Origin of the sequence: Methylobacterium sp. Leaf99 (genome assembly GCF_001422375.1) — a bacterium.
In the GTDB taxonomy this organism is placed as follows: Bacteria; Pseudomonadota; Alphaproteobacteria; order Rhizobiales; family Beijerinckiaceae; genus Methylobacterium.
On record NZ_LMMU01000008.1, the window covers coordinates 228,149 to 246,935 of the forward strand.

Annotated in this window: 13 protein-coding genes; 9 read left to right on the forward strand and 4 right to left on the reverse strand. The window is 69.0% G+C overall.

The genetic code is table 11. From position 1 onward, the window contains the following. Positions 1–262 precede the first annotated feature (262 nt). The 6 genes from carB to ASF28_RS16115 all read left to right on the forward strand — a co-directional run bounded on the left by carB (position 263) and on the right by ASF28_RS16115 (position 8,455). Positions 263–3,748, forward strand: coding sequence for a carbamoyl-phosphate synthase large subunit (gene carB / locus ASF28_RS16090; RefSeq protein ID WP_056094763.1), 3,486 nt, complete (start codon positions 263–265; stop codon positions 3,746–3,748). A gap of 126 nt (positions 3,749–3,874) precedes the next feature. Next, complete coding sequence (gene greA, locus ASF28_RS16095) at positions 3,875–4,351, forward strand: transcription elongation factor GreA (protein WP_187272944.1); 477 nt, start codon at positions 3,875–3,877, stop codon at positions 4,349–4,351. Positions 4,352–4,359: 8 nt separating this feature from the next. Then, complete coding sequence (locus ASF28_RS16100) at positions 4,360–4,872, forward strand: hypothetical protein (protein WP_056094770.1); 513 nt, start codon at positions 4,360–4,362, stop codon at positions 4,870–4,872. A 99-nt stretch (positions 4,873–4,971) separates the two neighbouring features. Then, positions 4,972–6,003, forward strand: coding sequence for a mitochondrial fission ELM1 family protein (locus ASF28_RS16105; RefSeq protein WP_056095136.1), 1,032 nt, complete (start codon positions 4,972–4,974; stop codon positions 6,001–6,003). Positions 6,004–6,128: 125 nt separating this feature from the next. Next, a complete protein-coding gene (gene trxB / locus ASF28_RS16110; RefSeq protein ID WP_056094774.1) occupies positions 6,129–7,133 on the forward strand; it encodes a thioredoxin-disulfide reductase in 1,005 nt (334 codons plus the stop codon). 431 nt (positions 7,134–7,564) lie between these two features. Further along, entirely contained in the window at positions 7,565–8,455 is an 891-nt protein-coding gene (locus ASF28_RS16115) for a LysR family transcriptional regulator (protein ID WP_056094777.1), read from the forward strand. 64 nt (positions 8,456–8,519) lie between these two features. On the opposite strand, the gene msrP is transcribed toward ASF28_RS16115, so the two are convergent. The 4 genes from msrP to ASF28_RS16135 all read right to left on the reverse strand — a co-directional run bounded on the left by msrP (position 8,520) and on the right by ASF28_RS16135 (position 13,562). Further along, positions 8,520–9,470, reverse strand: coding sequence for a protein-methionine-sulfoxide reductase catalytic subunit MsrP (msrP, locus tag ASF28_RS16120; RefSeq protein WP_056094778.1), 951 nt, complete (start codon positions 9,468–9,470; stop codon positions 8,520–8,522). Positions 9,471–9,571: 101 nt separating this feature from the next. After that, positions 9,572–11,269, reverse strand: coding sequence for an AMP-binding protein (locus tag ASF28_RS16125; protein ID WP_056094781.1), 1,698 nt, complete (start codon positions 11,267–11,269; stop codon positions 9,572–9,574). Between the two features lie 86 nt (positions 11,270–11,355). Further along, the gene (locus ASF28_RS16130; RefSeq protein WP_056094784.1) at positions 11,356–12,072 is read right to left on the reverse strand and encodes a hypothetical protein; all 717 of its coding nucleotides are present in this window, start codon (positions 12,070–12,072) and stop codon (positions 11,356–11,358) included. Further along, positions 12,069–13,562 carry a leucyl aminopeptidase gene (locus ASF28_RS16135; protein ID WP_056094786.1) on the reverse strand — a complete coding sequence of 498 codons (1,494 nt, stop codon included), beginning with the start codon at positions 13,560–13,562 and terminating at the stop codon, positions 12,069–12,071. Before ASF28_RS16135 ends, ASF28_RS16130 begins: the two co-directional genes overlap by 4 nt. A 293-nt stretch (positions 13,563–13,855) precedes the next feature. Between ASF28_RS16135 and lptF the strand changes: the two genes are divergently transcribed. The 3 genes from lptF to ASF28_RS16150 are packed head-to-tail and all read left to right on the forward strand — an operon-like array spanning position 13,856 to position 18,756. After that, on the forward strand, positions 13,856–15,013 hold the full coding sequence (gene lptF, locus ASF28_RS16140) for an LPS export ABC transporter permease LptF (RefSeq protein WP_056094789.1): 1,158 nt from the start codon (positions 13,856–13,858) through the stop codon (positions 15,011–15,013). Between the two features lie 3 nt (positions 15,014–15,016). After that, positions 15,017–16,111: an LPS export ABC transporter permease LptG gene (lptG, locus tag ASF28_RS16145; protein ID WP_056094792.1), complete on the forward strand. Its 1,095-nt coding sequence runs from the start codon at positions 15,017–15,019 to the stop codon at positions 16,109–16,111. Positions 16,112–16,167: 56 nt separating this feature from the next. Continuing rightward, positions 16,168–18,756, forward strand: a complete 2,589-nt coding sequence (locus ASF28_RS16150; RefSeq protein WP_200912684.1) for an LPS-assembly protein LptD — start codon at positions 16,168–16,170, stop codon at positions 18,754–18,756. The last annotated feature ends 31 nt before the right edge of the window (positions 18,757–18,787 follow it).

Consider the following 18,787-nt stretch of genomic DNA (forward strand, 5'->3'; position numbering starts at 1 on the left):
TAGATCATCGATAATTCGTAGGCAAATTTTCTGATACTTGATAATTAGAACAAGTATATTCATGAGGAGAGCTTGAGTTCCGCCGTCGGGCACGGTTCCTGCCTGTGGCCCCCGGCGGCGCCCGCTCCGCCCTTCCAAAACCGGGCGGCGGCGTGTAGACGCGACGCCTAACGACAATCCACGCCGCTCGCGCCCGCACACGGCAGTCCCCGATGGGGGCGCCGTGCGTGCCCGGGCGCGTGTCCGCAAGCCAGGGCCCCCGATGCCGAAACGCACCGATCTCTCCACGATCCTCATCATCGGTGCGGGTCCGATCGTCATCGGACAGGCGTGCGAGTTCGACTATTCCGGCACCCAGGCGTGCAAGGCCCTCCGTGAGGAGGGCTACCGGATCGTGCTGGTCAATTCGAACCCGGCCACGATCATGACCGACCCGGACATGGCCGACGCCACCTATGTCGAGCCGATCACCCCGGAGATCGTCGCCAAGATCATCGAGAAGGAGCGCCACGTGGTGCCGGGCGGCTTCGCCCTGCTGCCGACCATGGGTGGCCAGACGGCGCTGAACTGCGCCCTGTCCCTCAAGAAGATGGGCATCCTCGAAAAGTTCGACGTCCAGATGATCGGCGCCACGGCCGAGGCCATCGACAAGGCCGAGGACCGTCAGCTGTTTCGCGACGCCATGACCAAGATCGGCCTGGAGACGCCGAAATCGGCCGTCGCCAACGCCTCCGCCGCCAAGAAGGTCGACCGCGAAAAGTACCTCGCCGAAATCGCCCGGATCGAGGCCGCCACGGAGGGAGAAGCCCGCGCGGCGGCCCTGCGGGCCTTCGAGAAGAAGTGGCATTCGGGCGAGTCCGAGCGGCGCAAGCGCTACGGCGAGCACGCCATCGGGCAGGCGCTCATCGCGCTGGCCGATGTCGGCCTGCCGGCGATCATCCGCCCGTCCTTCACCATGGGCGGCACGGGTGGGGGCATCGCCTACAACCGGGAGGAATTCCTCGACATCGTCGAGCGCGGCATCGACGCCTCGCCCACCAACGAGGTCCTGATCGAGGAGAGCGTGCTCGGCTGGAAGGAGTACGAGATGGAGGTCGTTCGGGATCGGAACGACAACTGCATCATCGTCTGCTCCATCGAGAACATCGACCCGATGGGCGTCCACACCGGCGATTCCATCACGGTCGCCCCGGCGCTGACGTTGACCGACAAGGAATACCAGGTGATGCGCGACGCGTCGCTCGCGGTCCTGCGCGAGATCGGCGTCGAGACCGGCGGCTCCAACGTCCAGTTCGCCATCGACCCGGCCACGGGCCGGATGATCGTCATCGAGATGAACCCGCGCGTGTCGCGCTCGTCGGCCCTGGCGTCCAAGGCCACGGGCTTTCCCATCGCCAAGGTCGCGGCGAAGCTCGCGGTGGGCTACACCCTCGACGAGATCGCCAACGACATCACGGGCGGCGCGACCCCGGCCTCGTTCGAGCCGACCATCGACTACGTCGTCACCAAGATCCCCCGGTTCGCCTTCGAAAAATTCCCCGGCGCCGAGCCGACGCTCACCACCGCCATGAAATCCGTCGGCGAGGCCATGGCCATCGGCCGGTGCTTCGCCGAATCGCTTCAGAAGGCCCTGCGCTCCCTGGAGACGGGCCTCACCGGCCTCGACGAGATCGAGATCGAGGGCCTCGGCAAGGGCGACGACCACAACGCCATCAAGGCGGCCCTCGGGACCCCGACCCCGGACCGCCTCCTGAAGGTCGGCCAGGCCCTGCGCCTCGGCGTCAGCCACGAGGAGGTCCACGCCTCGTGCAAGATCGACCCGTGGTTCCTGGAGCAGCTCCAGGCGATCATCGACCTCGAGAACCGGGTGAAGGCCTACGGCATCCCGACGACGCCCGGGGCCCTGCGCCAGCTCAAGGCCGCCGGCTTCTCCGACGCGCGCCTCGCGGTGCTCGCCGGGACCGACGAGGATTCGGTGCGCAGGAACCGCCGGGCCCTCGGCGTCCGCCCGGTCTTCAAGCGCATCGACACCTGCGCGGCCGAGTTCAAGGCGCCCACCGCCTACATGTACTCGACCTACGTCGCCCCCTTCGCCGGGACGGTCGTGGACGAAGCGCAGCCGACAAATGCGAAAAAGGTCATCATCCTCGGCGGCGGACCGAACCGCATCGGCCAGGGCATCGAGTTCGACTATTGCTGCTGTCACGCCTGCTTCGCGCTCACGCAAGCCGGCTACGAGACCATCATGGTCAACTGCAACCCGGAGACAGTCTCCACGGACTACGACACCTCCGACCGGCTGTACTTCGAGCCCCTGACCGAGGAGGACGTCCTCGAGATCATCGAGACGGAGCGCCAGGCCGGCACGCTCCACGGCGTCATCGTCCAGTTCGGCGGCCAGACGCCCCTGAAGCTCGCCCGTGCCCTGGAGGCCGCCGGCGTGCCGATCCTCGGGACCTCGCCCGACGCCATCGATCTCGCCGAGGACCGCGACCAGTTCAAGCGCCTCCTCGACAAGCTCGGGATGAAGCAGCCCAAGAACGGCATCGCCTATTCCGTCGAGCAGAGCCGGCTGGTGGCCGCCGACCTCGGCCTGCCCTTCGTGGTGCGCCCGAGCTACGTGCTCGGCGGCCGCGCCATGGCGATCATCCGCGACGAGACCCAGTTCGCCGACTACCTCCTCGACACCCTGCCGAGCCTGATCCCCTCCGACGTCAAGGCGCGCTACCCCAACGACAAGACGGGGCAGATCAACACGGTGCTGGGCAAAAACCCGCTGCTGTTCGACCGCTACCTGTCCGACGCCACCGAGATCGACGTGGACGCGATCTGCGACGGCAAGGACGTGTTCATCGCCGGCATCATGGAGCACATCGAGGAGGCGGGCATTCACTCGGGCGATTCGGCCTGTTCCCTGCCCTCGCGCTCGCTCTCGCCCGAGACCATCGCCGAACTGGAGCGTCAGACCAGGGCCATGGCCCTGGCGCTGCAGGTCGGTGGCCTGATGAACGTGCAGTACGCCATCAAGGACGGCGCCATCTACGTTCTGGAGGTGAACCCCCGCGCCTCGCGCACGGTGCCGTTCGTGGCGAAAGTCATCGGCGAGCCCATCGCCAAGATCGCCGCCCGCGTGATGGCCGGCGAGCCCCTGGCGAGCTTCGGCCTCAAGGCCAAGGTCCTCGATCACATCGCCGTCAAGGAGGCGGTGTTCCCGTTCGCGCGCTTCCCCGGCGTCGACGTGCTGCTCGGCCCCGAGATGCGCTCCACCGGCGAGGTCATCGGCCTCGATTCGAGCTTCGGCGTCGCCTTCGCCAAGAGCCAGCTCGGCTCCGGCACCCAGGTGCCGAGGGATGGCGCGGTGTTCGTCTCCGTGCGTGACGCCGACAAGGCGCGCATCCTGCCCGCCATCCGCGAACTCGCCGGCCTCGGCTTCACCATCGTGGCCACCAGCGGCACGCAGCGCTATCTCGTCGAGAACGGCGTGCCGACGGAGCGGGTCAACAAGGTCCTCGAGGGCCGCCCCCACGTGGTCGATTCCATTAAGAACGGCGACATCCAGCTCGTGTTCAACACCACCGAGGGGGCCGGCGCCCTGTCGGACTCGCGCTCGCTCCGCCGCGCGGCCCTCTTGCATAAAGTGCCGTACTACACCACTCTCGCTGGGGCGATGGCGGCGGCCGAGGGGATCAAGGCCTATCTGGAAGGCGATCTCCAAGTCCGCGCCTTGCAGGAATACTTCGCGGCCTGAATCATTGCGTTGCGGGTGACTTGCGTCACGGCTGCGGCGCATTAAGTTCTGGACGATCTTATTCTGGCCCGGGGGGAGCGGTATCGCTTCCTTCGGGCCTCTTCATTGTGGCGCGAGACGATGACGATAGACAAGGTTCCGATGACGGTGCGCGGCTACGCGGCGCTGGAGCAGGAGTTGAAGCACCGCCAGCAGGTGGAGCGTCAGCGTATCATCCAGGCGATCTCCGAGGCGCGTGCCCTCGGCGACCTATCGGAGAATGCCGAGTACCATGCCGCCAAGGAGGCGCAGTCCCACAACGAGGGCCGCGTCATGGAACTCGAGAGCATGATCGCGCGCGCCGAGGTGATCGACGTGACGAAGCTCTCGGGCACCAAGATCAAGTTCGGCGCCACGGTGAAACTCGTCGACGAGGACACCGAGGAGGAGAAGACCTACCAGCTCGTCGGCGAGCCGGAGGCGGATGTGCGCTCGGGCCTCGTGTCCATCACCTCTCCCATCGCCCGCGCCCTCATCGGCAAGGGCGTCGGCGACACCGTCGAGGTGACGACGCCGGGCGGCGGCAAGTCCTACGAGGTCGTCGCCGTCCAGTACGGCGCCTGAGCGGCCCCATGCGCAGCCTGACGCGTTGGGCCGGACTGGGAGGTCTGCTCGGCCTCCTGTCCCTCGCCGCTCCGGCCTCGGCCGAAGGCTTGCCGAGCCTGGGGGCCGAGCGCCTGTCCGGCATCCGCGTCGATGTCGGCCCCCTCCTCGCCCGGGGCGACGGTCCCCGGGCCCAGGCGCTTCAGGCTGACCTGACCGAAGCCCTGCGCAGCGAGTTCGCCGACGTCTCGGGCGGGCGCGGCCCCACCCTCGTGGTGCGCCTGCGCGCCCTGTCGATGAACCCCTATGTCGGCAATCAGGGCCGCAGCGGGTTCGGCGGCAGCATGGATTCCGATTATCTCGACGGCGAGGCCCTGCTCGTCGGGCGTCGCGGCGAGGTTCTGGCCCGGCACCCCCAGCTGTCCGTCGTGCCGGCGAGTTCGGGCGGCGCCTGGTACGATCCCGGGTCCGAGCGCCGCCGCGTGACCGCCATCGCGGCCCATTACGCCGGCTGGCTGCGCCGGGCGCTGCCGTCGAACTGACCGGTGGCCGACGTGGCGGTCGGAGACGGCGAGACCGGATGTGGAATGACCGGGATTGACGCGGCGCCGCCGATGGCGAAAGCGTCCCGGATGCATGCCATGCCCGACCCTTCGGCGCCGACCCCCTCCCCCCCGTCCGACATCGCCCGCGCCCGCGCCTGGATCGTCACCGACGGCAAGGCCGGCGACGAGAACCAGTGCCTCGGCATCGCCGAGACCCTCGGCCTCGCGTTCGAGACCCGGCGCATCGCCCCGCGGCCGCCCTTCGGATGGATGGCGCCGTGGGGGCCGGTGGACCCGGGCGACCGGCCGGGCCGGGCCCGCGGCGCCCTGTCGGGCCCCCTGCCCGACATCCTCATCGCCTCCGGCCGTCGCGCGGTACCGTATCTCCGGGCCGTGCGCGAAGCCTCCGGCGGCCGCACCTTCACGGCCTTCCTCAAGGACCCGCGCACGGGACCGCAGACCGCCAACTTCGTCTGGGTGCCGGATTACGACGACCTGCGGGCCGAGAACGTCTTCACCACCCTCACGGCCCCGCATCAGGTCTCGGCGGCGCGCCTCGCCGCCGCGCGGGCCCGGCCCGATCCGCGCCTCGCCCCCCTGCCGTGGCCGCGCATCGCCGTACTCATCGGCGGCGACAGCCGGCACCTGACCTACCGCAACGCCGACATGCGCCGCCTCGTGCGCGATCTCACCAAGCTGTCCGAGGGCGGCTGCTCGCTGATGCTGACGGTCTCGCGCCGCACGCCCCCGGCCCTGCGCGACGCCCTCCAGGCCCTGGTCGCGGCCAAGGGCGGGTTCTTCTGGGACGGCACGGGGGAGAACCCCTACATCGCCATGCTGGCGCTGGCCGAGGCCATCGTGGTCACGTCGGACTCGGCCAACATGGTCGGCGAGGCCGTGAGCACCGGCGCGCCGGTCCTCCTGTTCGACCTGCCGAAGACCTATATCCGTCACAGGCGGCTGTTCGCGGGCCTTGCCATGGCGGGGGCCCTCAAGCCCTTCATCGGGCGTCTGGAGACCCTGCGCTACGGCCCCCTCGACGCGACGCCGGCCATCGCGCAGGCGATGGCCCTCGCCTACGACGCGCATGTCGCGCGCCTGGCCGCCGGCCGTCCCGAGCGGCTCTGAATCAGGGGGGCATGTGCATGTCGTCAATCCATTCCGCCGCGCGCGATGATCGCCCGCGGCTCGGCGCCGCAGCCGCGGCTTAGCGGACATTCGAAGTCGGCCCCTCCGTCTCAGCAAGGCTCGCCATGACCACCCATCGCACGAAAGTCCTCATCATCGGGGCCGGGCCGGCCGGCTACACCGCCGGCATCTACGCCGCGCGCGCCAACATGAAGCCCATCCTCGTGACCGGCATCCAGCCGGGCGGCCAGCTGACGATCACGACCGATGTCGAGAACTATCCGGGCTTCGCCCGCGCCGTTCAGGGACCGGACCTGATGGAGCAGATGCGCGAGCAGGCCGAGCATGTCGGGACGCAGATCGTCTACGACACGATCGTTTCCGTCGACCTGTCGAAGCGGCCGTTCGTAGCGGTCGGCGACGGCGGCGACACCTACGTGGCCGACACCCTGATCGCGGCGACGGGTGCCCAGGCCCGCTGGCTCGGGCTGCCGTCCGAAATGGACTTCAACGGAGCCGGCGTATCCGCCTGCGCGACCTGCGACGGATTCTTCTACCGGGGCAAGGAGGTTGTCGTCGTCGGCGGCGGCAACACGGCGGTGGAGGAGGCGCTCTACCTCGCCAACCTGGCGTCCAAGGTGACCGTCGTGCATCGCCGGGACAGGTTTCGGGCGGAGCCGATCCTTCAGGACCGCCTCTTCGCGCATCCGAAGATCGAGGTGGTCTGGAACCACGCGGTCGACGAGATTCTGGGGCGACGCGTCCCGGTCAAGGCCGTGACGGGCGTCCGCCTCCGCCATGCCGTCACGGGGGAAGCGAAGGAGATTTCCACGGACGGACTGTTCGTCGCCATCGGACACGATCCGGCGACGAAACTGTTCGCCGGTCAGCTCCACCTGCTTGAAGGCGGCTACATCGAGATCGTCCCGGGGACCACGCGCACCACCGTCGAGGGCGTCTACGCCGCCGGCGACTGTGCCGAGTTCGTCTACAGGCAGGCCGTCGTCGCGGCCGGAATGGGCTGCATGGCCGCCCTGGAGGCCGAGAAGTTCCTCGCCGAGCATTCCCCCGATCCCGAGACCCGTCGGGCGGAAGTCGGGGAATCCGAGATGATCGGCGCCTACGACTAGGCGACCTTCATCCGACGCGGGTCGACCGGGCCACGACCCTTGCGGCCGGATCGGAATATCCCGTCGAAAGCCAAGGCTTGGTTTGCGGCGGAGGCTCGCGGGTTGCCGTTGCTTCTGAAGTTACGCCGCCCGGCATGGGCTGCATGGCGGCCTCGGCACCCCGAAAACTTGAGCGTCGCCTTCGAAACCGGCGGGACCCCACAGCAAGCTGCGGCCGAATCGCGATTTTCGCCCGACCCGGCTTGCGTCCGGCTTCAACACAATCGCAAGATCGAAGTCCTAACCTGAGCGCTGACGACATGGGTCGTCGGCGCTTCTCGCATGGAAGACCTGCGCGGCTTTCCGTGACGAGGGTGTTCCTGCGGCGCGGCGGCCCTCCGGTCGGCAATGGCCGGCGGGGCGGCGCCGGGGTACGTACGGGAGTGGACGCCGTGGACTGGGACAAGATCCGCATCTTCCTCAACGTCGCCGAGGCGGGCAGCTTCACGCGCGCCGGCGACGATATCGGCCTGAGCCAATCGGCCGTGAGCCGGCAGATCAGCGCCCTGGAGCGCGAGTTGAAGGCGCCCCTGTTCCACCGCCACGCCCGCGGCCTCATCCTCACCGAGCAGGGCGACCTCCTGTTCCGCGCCGCGCGCGACATGAAGCTGCGCCTGGAGAACACCCGGGCGCGGCTGGTGGAAACGAGCGAGCGGCCGTCCGGGGACCTCAAGGTGACGACGACGGTGGGCCTGGGTACCTCGTGGCTCGCCCAGCGGGTGGCCGAGTTCCTCGACCTCTACCCGGATGTCCGCGTCGAGATGATCCTGACCAACGAGGAACTCGACCTCGCCATGCGCGAGGCCGACGTCGCCATCCGCATGCGGCGCCCGGCCCAGCCCGACCTCATCCAGCGCCGGCTGTTCACGGTGCATTACCACGCCTACGCGTCGGCCGATTACGTCAAGCGCTTTGGCGAGCCGAAAAGCATCGCCGACCTCGACAACCACCGCCTGATCTCGTTCGGCGGCAACGAACCGTCCTATCTGCTCGCCACCCACTGGCTCGCCACCGTGGGACGCGAGGGCCTGGAGCGCCGGCCGATCCACTTCACGGTGAACAACATCACCGCCCTGCAGCAGGCCATGGAGACGGGCGCCGGCATCGGCATCCTGCCCGACTACGCCGTGGAGAGCGGCACCGGCCTCGTCCAGGTCATGCGCGACAGCGAGATGCCGCACATGGAGAGCTACCTCGTCTACGCCGAGGAAATGCGGACCGTGGCCCGCGTCCAGGCTTTTCGGGACTTCCTCGTCGCCAAGGCGCAGCGCTGGATTTACTGAGCGCCGCGCCCCGCCGAACAAGTTCGCGTCGGGACGCAACGCGAATGCGAAACCTGCTTGGGGCTCACACGAACAGCCGTTCCTTCTCCAGGCCCTTGTAGAGCCCGGCGACCTGCTCGCCGTAGCCGTTGTAGATCAGCGTCGGCACGCGCTGGTCGGTGCCGAGCACCCGCTCCGTCGCCTGGCTCCAGCGCGGGTGCGACACGGCCGGGTTGACGTTGGCCCAGAAGCCGTACTCGGCCGCCTGCAGGCCCTCCCAGAACGTCTTCGGCCGTTCGGCCACGAACGAGATCTTGGTGATCGATTTCACCGACTTGAAGCCGTACTTCCACGGCACCGCGAGGCGGATCGGCGCGCCGAACTGGTTCGGCAGCGCCTTGCCGTAGATGCCCGTGACCACGAAGGCGAGGTCGTTGGCCGCCTCCGCCATGGTGAGCCCTTCGACGTAGGGCCACGGATACAGGAACGAGCGCTGGCCCGGCGCCATGGCGGGATCGTTGAACGTCTCCATCCGGATGTACTTCGCCCCCGAGGCGGGCTTGGCCAAAGCCACCAGCTTCGACAGGGGGAAGCCCGTCCACGGCACGGCCATGGACCACGCCTCGACGCAGCGGTGGCGGTAGAGCCGCTCTTCCAAGGTCACCTTGCGGACGAGGTCCTCGAAGCCGATCTCGAACGGCTTGTCGACGAGGCCGTCGATCTTGATGGTCCAGGGCTTGGTCTTCAGGGCGTTGGCCGCCGGCAGGACGCTCTTCGACATGCCGAATTCGTAGAAGTTGTTGTAGTCGCCGCTGTACTTCTCCGCCGTCACGGCGCGGTCGAGGGCGTAGGCCTCGTTGCGCGGGGCCGGATACAGGCTGGGCTCGGTGGCGGCAAAGGCGTCGCGTGAACCGAGAAGCGCCGTCGCCGCGAGGCCGGCACCGGCGCCGAGCAGGGCGCGACGGTCGAGGAAGACGCTCTCCGGGGTCGCGAGGTGTTCGGGGATTTCCCAGCCGCGCGGGCGCTTGATATGCATGAATGCCTCCACTGCCGGCCCTTGCGCGGCGCCGCGCCCGGATACCGGCCCATGCCCCATCATACGGAGCGGCGGGCCGATTGGTTACAGGCCGGCGCGCATCACGGAGCGGGCGGATCGTCGCGCAGGGCCCGGCGCAGGACCTTGCCGACATTGGTCTTCGGCAGGGCCTCGTGGAACACCACCCGGCGCGGCACCTTGTAGCCCGTGAGCTGGGTCCGGGCGAAGGCCCGCAGGGCATCGGGCGTGGTCTCGCCCCCCGAACGCCGGACCACGTGGGCCACCACCATCTCGCCGGTCTCGTCGTGGCGCGCGCCCACCACGGCGCATTCGAGGACGCCGGGATGGCCGGCCAGCACCTCCTCGACCTCGTTGGGATAGACGTTGAACCCCGAGACCAGGATCATGTCCTTCATCCGGTCGACGATGCGGACCTGCCCGTCCGCCTCGAACACCGCGACGTCGCCCGTGCGGAAGTAGCCGTCCGGTGTGGTGGCGCGGGCGGTCTCGTCGGGACGATTCCAGTAGCCGGCCATCACCTGGGGGCCGCGCACGCATAACTCGCCAGGCTCGCCAGCCTCCGCATCCCGCCCGTCCGCGGTGCGGATGACGACCGCCGTCGACGGCAGGGGAAACCCGATGGTGCCGGACCATTCGGCCAATCCCGGCGGATTCACGCAGACCACGGGCGAGGTCTCGGACAGGCCGTAGCCCTCGACGATGGTGGTGCCGGTGAGCGCCTTCCACTTCGCCGCCACCGGCGCCTGCACCGCCATGCCGCCGGCGATGACGAAATCGATGTGGCCGAAGTCCACGGCGCCGATGCCCGGGTGATTCACCAGCAGGTTGAACAAGGTGTTGACGCCCGACAGGTGGGTGAAGCGATTGGTCTTGAGCGTCTTCACGAAGCCGTCGGCGTCGCGCGGGTTCGGAATCAGCAGGCAGCAGCCGCCGAGCCGCACGAACAGGAAGAAGCAGCAGGTCAGGGCGAAGATGTGATAGAGCGGCAGCGCGGTGATCATCACCCGTTCGTGGCCGTCCTCGCCGTCGATGCAGAACCACGTCTGGCACTGGACGACGTTGGCGACGATGTTGCGGTGGGTCAGCATCGCCGCCTTGGCGACCCCTGTGGTGCCGCCGGTATATTGCAGGAAGGCGAGGTCGTCGGGCGCGATGGAGACGGCCGGGCGCGGCAGGCTCCGGCCGAGGCGCTGGACGGTCTCGAACCGGATCGTGCGCTCCGCCGGCAGGGTATAGGCCGGCACGGCCTTCTTCACGTGCCGGCTCGCCCAGCCGATGGCCCGCCCCTTGAGGCCGAGGCCGTCGCCCGGTCCGGCGACGACGATCCGGTCGAGGGTCACGTCCGCCAGGGAGACCGCCACCGTGTGGGCGAAGTTCTCGAGGACGAACAGGGCGCGCGCGCCGGAATCGATGAGCTGCGCCGTGAGTTCGCGCGGGGTGTAGAGCGGATTGACGTTGACGACGGTGCAGCCCGCGAGCAGCACCCCGAAGATCGCCGTCGGGTAGGCCGGCACGTTGGGCATCATGATCGCGATGCGGTCGCCCTTGCCGAACCCCTGCGCGGCGAGCCAGGCCGCCACCGCCCGCGCGGATTCCCCGAGGGCCGCATAGGTGACGCGGGAGCCGAAGCACTGCACCGCCGGTCGGTCGGGGTGGCGCCGCAGGGTGTCCTCGAACAGATCGACCAGGGTGCCGAGGCCGGCGACATCGATCTCGACCGGGACCCCCGGCGGATAGGCCGATAGCCACGGGCGCTCGGCGCCCCGAACATAAGCCATTGCGGAACCTCCCTGTGATGCGGCGCAGCGGCTTGGTGCCGCTTTCGTTCACATCTAAACCATCTTTCCGGATTCGCCCCGGCGGATCAACCCGTCGCCGCCGATGGTGACCGATGGCGGTGACCGCTGTCGAGCCAGACGAGGCCGGCATGGGGCAGGAAGGCGAGGAGAACCAGGGCGCCGGCGAGCCCCGCCTCGCCGTCCGTGAGGGGACGGCGCGGCCAGGCGCCGAGCCCGGCGGCATGGGCGAGGCCGAGCAGGAGAAGAGCGAACCACAGGGCCAGGGTTCGCATCAGGACCCGGCCCGCGCCGGCGAGGAGCCATCGGCCCCATCCGCCATCCTCTCGAAGGCGGCCGGCCGTCAGGAGCCCGCCGAGGCCGAGGATGAGTCCGAACAGGATGGCGGCCGAGGCGGTGCCGAGGCCGTAGGCCACCGGCATTGCCTGCCCGCTGAGGAAGGCCATGCCGCCCGTGGCGAATCCCGCGCGCAGGACCACGCCGCCGAAGGTCGGGTAGAGGCATGCGGCCAGCAGCAGCGCCACCGCGACCGCACCTCCGGCGAGGCGCCGGACCGGTCCGCCCGGCGCCGGCCGCGCCATCGTGAGAAGCAGGCGGGCGAGGCCGTACGCGATGGCGCCGGAGAACAGCGGATAGCGATCGAGGAAGAAACCGTAGAACCACGCCTCGATCCCGCCCGGCAGGACCGTGCGCTGGCTGAAGCCCGTCAGCCAGGCGAATCCGACGGCCAGTACGGCGACCGCCACCGGACCGAGGGCCCAGGCGGCGGCGGTCACGCGGCTCACGCCTCGCAGTTGTCGCGCACGAGGCGGTCGAGGAGGCGCACGCCCCAGCCGGCGCCCCAGCTGCGGTTGATCTCGGAGGACGAGGACGACATCGCCACCCCCGCGATGTCGAGATGCGCCCACGGCACGTCGTTGGTGTAGCGCTTGATGAAGGAGGCGGCCGTGGCCGCGCCCCCGTGGCGCCCGCCGGTGTTCTTCATGTCGGCGAACTTCGAGTCGATGGCCTTGTCGTAGGCCGGGATCAGCGGCATCCGCCACACGGCCTCGCCCGTCGCCTCGCCGGCGGCGGTGAGCTTGGCGGCGAGGGCGTCGTCGTTGGAGAACAGGCCGGCGATGTCCTGCCCGAGGGCCACGATGATCGCGCCCGTGAGGGTGGCGAGATCGACCATGAACTTCGGCTTGTAGGCGCTCTGGATGTGCCAGACCACGTCGGCGAGGACGAGGCGGCCCTCGGCGTCCGTGTTGATGATCTCGATGGTCTGGCCCGACATGGAGGTGACGATATCGCCGGGGCGGTAGGCGTCGCCGTCGGGCATGTTCTCGACGATGCCGATGGCGCCGACGACGTTGACCTTGGCCTTGCGTGCGGCCAGCGCATGCAGGGTGCCGACGACGCAGGCGGCGCCGCCCATGTCGCCCTTCATGTCCTCCATGCCGGCCGCGCCCTTGATGGAGATGCCGCCGGAATCGAAGCACACGCCCTTGCCGATGAAGGCGATGGGCGCCTCACCCGCCTCGCCGCCGTTCCAGCGCATGATCACGACGCGGGGCTCCTTCACCGAGCCACGGGCCACGGCGAGGAGGGCGCCCATGCCGAGCGCTTCGAGCTTGCCCGGACCGAGCACCTCGACCTCGACGCCGAGCTTCGTCAGTTCCTCGGCGCGGCGGGCGAACTCCTCCGGGTACAGGACGTTCGGCGGCTCGTTGACGAGTTCGCGGGCCAGGATCACGCCCTCCGCCACGGCGTCGGCGGCCTTGGCGGCGGCCTCGGCGGCGGCCGGATCGGACACCAGCAGGGTAAGGGCAGTGCCGCGCGTCTCCTCGCCCTCGGGCTTCTTCTTGGTCTTGTAGCGGTCGAAGCTGTAGTGGCGCAGGCGGGCGCCGAGGGCGAAATCGGCGGCGTTCTCCGGCGTCACCGACACGCCCGGCAGGGCCAGGGCGAGGCTGGCGTTGCGGCCCGTGACCTTGCTGGCGGTGAATCCGCCCAGTGCCGGCCAATCGACCTTGGCGCGGTCCTTTTCGGAGCCGATCCCGACGACGACGAGGCGGTCCACATCGAGGCCGGCGGGGGCCGGCAGGGAGAGGGCCGAGAGGGATTTGCCCTTGAAGCGCTCGCTGGCGGAGGCCCGCGCCACGAGGTCGGCGGCACCGCGCCCGATGGCCTGGGCCACCTCGGGCGGCAGCGCGAGGTCGTCGCCGACGAAGACGACGAGGTCGCCCCGGCCCACCGGTCCGAGGGGGCCGAATGCGATCGTGATACCGTCCGCCATGCCTGCAGCTTTCCAAGGTCGCGCCACGGTCGCGCGGTGGGTTGTGTGCGGCGCGGCACGCCGTGACGGGCGGCGCCGGATCGGTTTCCTGTGTACCCGTTGAGCCGCAGAACGCAACGCGATGGCGCGGTGCCGGAAAGTGCCGTCAAACGGCCCGGTTTGGCGCGCTCTCAGCAGGCTCGACGCCGCCGCGGCGCCCGCGCTACATCGGCCGGTCGCCACCCTGATGGCTTGCTTTGATGGCTTAACTCGATGGCTTGGCCGGCCCCCGGGAGATCCGACCGCGAGAACCGATGACGCAGATCGAGCGCTACATCTTCCGGATCGCGTTCGGCGCCTTCCTCGCCTGCCTCGTCGGCCTCACCGGCACGATCTGGGTGACGCAGGCCCTGCGGGAACTCGACCTCATCACCGCCAAGGGCCAGACCCTGGTGATCTTCTTTCTCATCACCGGCCTGTCCCTGCCGACCCTGATCACGGTGATCTCGCCCGTCGCCCTGTTCATCGCCGTGGTCTACGCCCTGAACAAGCTCAATGGCGATTCCGAGCTCATCGTCATGTCGGCGGCGGGGATGAAGCCGCGCCGCATCCTGCGGCCGTTCCTCACCCTCGGTCTCGCCGTGAGCTTCGCCGTCGCGTTCCTGACCATCCAGGTGATGCCGTCGTCGTTCCAGGAACTGCGCGACGTGCTGACCCGGGTGCGCGGCGACTTCATCGCCAACGTGGTCAAGGAAGGCCAGTTCACCAGTCTCGACAGCGGCATCACCTTCCACTTCCGCGAGCGCGGCCCCGGCGGATCGCTGCTCGGCATCTTCATCCAGGACAAGCGCGAGGCGGGGAAAAGCGTGGTCTACCTCGCCGAGCGCGGCCAGGCGGTCGATTACGGCGGCCAGAGCTACCTCGCGCTCGAGAAGGGCAGCGTGCACCGCCAGCAGAAGGATTCGCGCGACTCCTCGATCATCACCTTCGAGCGCTACACCGTCGATCTCGCCGCCTTCACGCCTCCGGATTCCGAGGTGACCTACAAGCCGCGCGAGCGCTCGACGACGCAGCTGTTCTTTCCCGACCGGTCGGAGGGGTACTACCAGCTGCAGAAGGGCCGCTTCCGCTCGGAGCTGCACGACCGCCTGTCGTCGTGGCTCTATCCCCTGGCGCTGACCTTCATCGCGTTCGCCGCCCTGGGCGATCCCCGCACCACGCGACAGGGCCGGGGCGTGGCGGTGGCCGGCGCTGTGCTGGCCGTGGTGGTGCTGCGCATCGCCGGTTTCGCGGCCACCAGCGCGGCCACCCGCAGCCAGGGCGCCGTGGTGGCGATCTACGCCGTGCCGCTGCTGGCCATCGCGTTCTCCAGCCTCATCATCTTCCATGGACCGGCGGTGCGGTCGTGGAACGCGAAGGCTGCACGCGGGCTTGCCGGGCTCATGCGCCGCCCGCGCCTCGGACGGGCCTGAACCGTGAGCGCCCTCATCGGCCTCACCCTCGGGCGCTACTTCGCGCTGCGCTTCCTGCGCACGATCCTGGGCGTGTTCCTCACGGTCTTCACCCTGGTCTACACCCTCGATTTCGTCGAGCTGCTGCGCCGCGCGGGTGACGCCGAGGGCGCGTCCACAGGTTTGATGGCCCAGCTCGCCCTGTTCCGGACCCCGGCCGTGGCCGAGGGCGTGCTGCCCTTCGCGATCCTGTTCGGGTCGATGGCCTCCCTCCTCCAGCTCTCGCGCAAGCTCGAGCTCGTGGTGGCGCGGGCCGCCGGCATCTCGGCCTGGCAGTTCCTCCAGCCCGGCCTGTTCGTGGCGCTCGCCATCGGGGCCTTCACGGTGGGGGTCTACAACCCGGTCTCGGCCCTGCTGAAGCAGCGCTCCACCGAGATCGAGGCCAAGATCTTCGCCAAATCCACCAAGGCGGGCTCCGGCAAGGACATCTGGATCCGCCAGCGCAGCCTCGACGGGCAGGCGATCCTGCGGGCCGAGACGGCCATCGAGGGCACCACGACGCTCGCCGGCGTCTCGGCCTACACCTTCGACGAGGGCGGCGCCTTCGTGTCCGAGGTCGATGCCGCCAGGGCGATCCTGCACGAGGGCTACTGGGAATTGCAGGAGGCCCGCCTCCTCAGCCCCGGCGCGCCGCCGGAGAGCTTCTCCACCTATCTCATCGCCTCGACCCTCGACCCGGGCCAGATCCGCCAGCGCTTCACCCCGCCGGAATCTGTGCCTTTCTGGCAACTTCCCGAGACCATCGCTCGCAACGAGCGGGCGGGGTTGGATGCCACGCGCTACCGTCTCCAGTATGATGTGCTCATGGCGCGGCCCGTCCTCTTCGTCGCCATGGTGCTCGTGGCGGCCAGCGTTTCCTTAAGGTTCTTCCGCTTTGGTGGGGTGGGCAAGCTCGTGCTCGGCGGCGTCGCGGCCGGGTTCGCCCTCTACGTCGCGCGGCAGCTCCTCGAAGGGTTGGGTGCGTCGGGGATCATCACGCCGGCGGTGGCGGCGTGGTTCCCGGCTGTGGTAGGAAGTCTTCTCGGTATGCTCACGCTTCTCTATCAGGAGGACGGCTGATGCCGGTCGCCGGATCGGGACACGGGGTGGGATCGTGGCAGGAGTTGGGACTCGCGTTGCGTAAGGTCGCCGACATCGCGTTCGCCGCCGGTTTGCTGGCGCTGCTCCCCGCCGTGGGTTCCACGGCGGCGGAAGCGCGCCCGGCTGCGCAGTCGGATGCCAAGGCCAAGCCGGACACCAAGGGGAAGCCGGCCGAGCGCCTGCTCGTGGAGGCGGCCGAGCTCGTCTACGACAACGACAAGAACACCGTCATGGCGCGCGGCAACGCCGAGCTGCATTACGGCCCGCGCACGCTCCAGGCCGACCGCGTCCTCTACGACCGCAACACCAGCCGGGTCTTCGCCGAGGGCAACGTCCGCCTCACCGACGAGACCGAGGCGGTGCTGACCGGCGCCAAGATGGAGCTGACGGACGACTTCAAGAACGGCTTCATCGACGCCCTGCGCATCCAGCAGACCATCGAGGTGAAGGGCCAGCCCGTCCGCACCCGGTTCTCGGCTCCCCGCGCCGAGCGCATCGAGGGCGACCGCACCAGCTTCGAGTACGGCACCTACACCGCCTGCGAGCCGTGCAAGAACAACCCCGAGACGCCGCCCCTCTGGCAGATCCGCGCCACCAAGATCATCCACAACAACGAGACGCACACCATCGCGTTCGAGGAATCCACCCTCGAGATCGCCGGCATCCCCCTCGCCTACCTGCCGTATTTCGAGACGGCCGATCCGAGCGTGAAGCGCAAATCGGGCTTCCTGACGCCGCGCTTCATCTCGTCGACGGCCCTCGGCAGCGGCCTCGCCACGCCCTACTTCTTCAACCTCGCGCCGGACTACGACCTCACCCTGTCGCCGGCCTTCCTGAGCAATCAGGGCGTGCTGGGCCAGGCCGAGTTCCGGCAGCGCCTCGACACGGGCTTCTACAACCTGCGCCTGTCGGGCATCTTCCAGACGACGCCGAGCGCGTTCCTGCCCGGCCCCCTCGGCGCCGGTGACCGCGACTTCCGCGGCGCCGTCGAGTCGAAGGGCCAGTTCTACATCAACGACCGCTGGCGCACGGGCTGGGACCTCGTCGGCGTCACCGACAAGTGGTTCCTCGACAATTACCGCATCCGCAACCAGAGCATCACCACGGACTATTTCCGCGAGGCGGTCTCGACGGCCTACCTCATCGGACAGGGCGACCGCTCGTGGTTCGAGGCGCGGGGCTACTACTTCAAGGGCCTGTCGAGCTTCGACTGGCAGAAGGAACAGCCCATCGTCGCGCCGGTCATCGACTACGACAAGCGCATCAACGGGCCGGCGCCGCTCGGCGGCGAGGTCCGTTTCGAGGCCAACATCACGAGCCTGACCCGCGAGGCCACCGACTTCCAGGGCATCCCGCGCACGGGCGCCTACCTGTTGAGCCCGAGCGCCAACGGTCAGAGCTTCCCGCTCTACGAAACCTGCCTGACCTTCACCCGCGGCACCTGTCTGATCCGGGGGCTCGCCGGCGCGAACACCCGCGCCTCGGCGCAGGTCTCCTGGCGCCGGACCTTCATCGATGAGGCGGGCCAGGTGTTCACGCCGTTCGCCTACCTGCGCACCGACGCGTTCTTCGTCGATCCACGCAATTCCGGCTACCAGAACGCCCTGGCGCAGAATCTGACGACGCAGGATTCCGACATCTCCGGCCGGGTGATGCCGGCCGTCGGCCTCGACTACCGCTATCCGTTCGTCTCCAATTTCGGGCCGCTGGGCGTCCACACCCTGGAACCCATCGCCCAGGTCATCGCCCGCCCGAGCGAGACCCGCATCGGCCGCCTGCCCAACGAGGACGCCCAGAGCCTCGTCTTCGACGACACCTCCCTGTTCCAGTGGGACAAGTTCTCGGGCTACGACCGGGTCGAGGGCGGCCTGCGGACCAACCTCGGCGCGCAGTACTCGGTGGTGACCCCCGCGGGCTGGTACGCGAACCTGCTGTTCGGCGAGTCGATCCAGATCGCCGGCGTCAACTCGTTCCGGCGCGGCGACATCGCCAATGTCGGCCTCGATTCCGGCCTCGAGAACCGTCGCTCGGACTTCGTCGGCCGTTTCCAGCTCTCGCCCAACCAGAACATCAGCTTCATCTCGCGGGCGCGGTTCGACCAGCGGGATTTTGCCGTCAACCGGTTCGAGACGGGCGTGACGGCGCGCTTCGCCCCGTTCCTGCCCCTGGACCTGTCGCTGTTCTATTCGTTCTACGAGGCGCAGCCGGCCCTCGGCTTCGTGCACCGGCGCGAGGGTCTGACCGCGTCCGCCACCTACCACGTCACGCCGAACTGGTTCGTCACCGGTTCGGCCCTGGTGGATCTGAGCCACTACCTCGACGTGCGCGACAACTTCGCCGACGCCTACACCGCCTACCTGCAAAACCCCGTCGGCCCGTCGCCGATCTACGTCAATCCCGGCAAGTCCTACCTCTCGGGCATCAGCCTCGGGGCCGGCTATCAGGACGAGTGCACCACGGTGTCGCTGAACTACATCGTCTCGCCCATCGCCACGGCCCTCGGCACGGCGGAGCGCAACCGCACGGTGCTGCTGCGCGTCGAGCTGAAGACCCTCGGCGAGGCGGACCTGCGCCAGAACCTCGGCACGGCGACGACCTCGGACGGTATCGCCACCGTCCGGTGACCCCCGTCGTCGTGCTGGGTCTCGTCTTGCC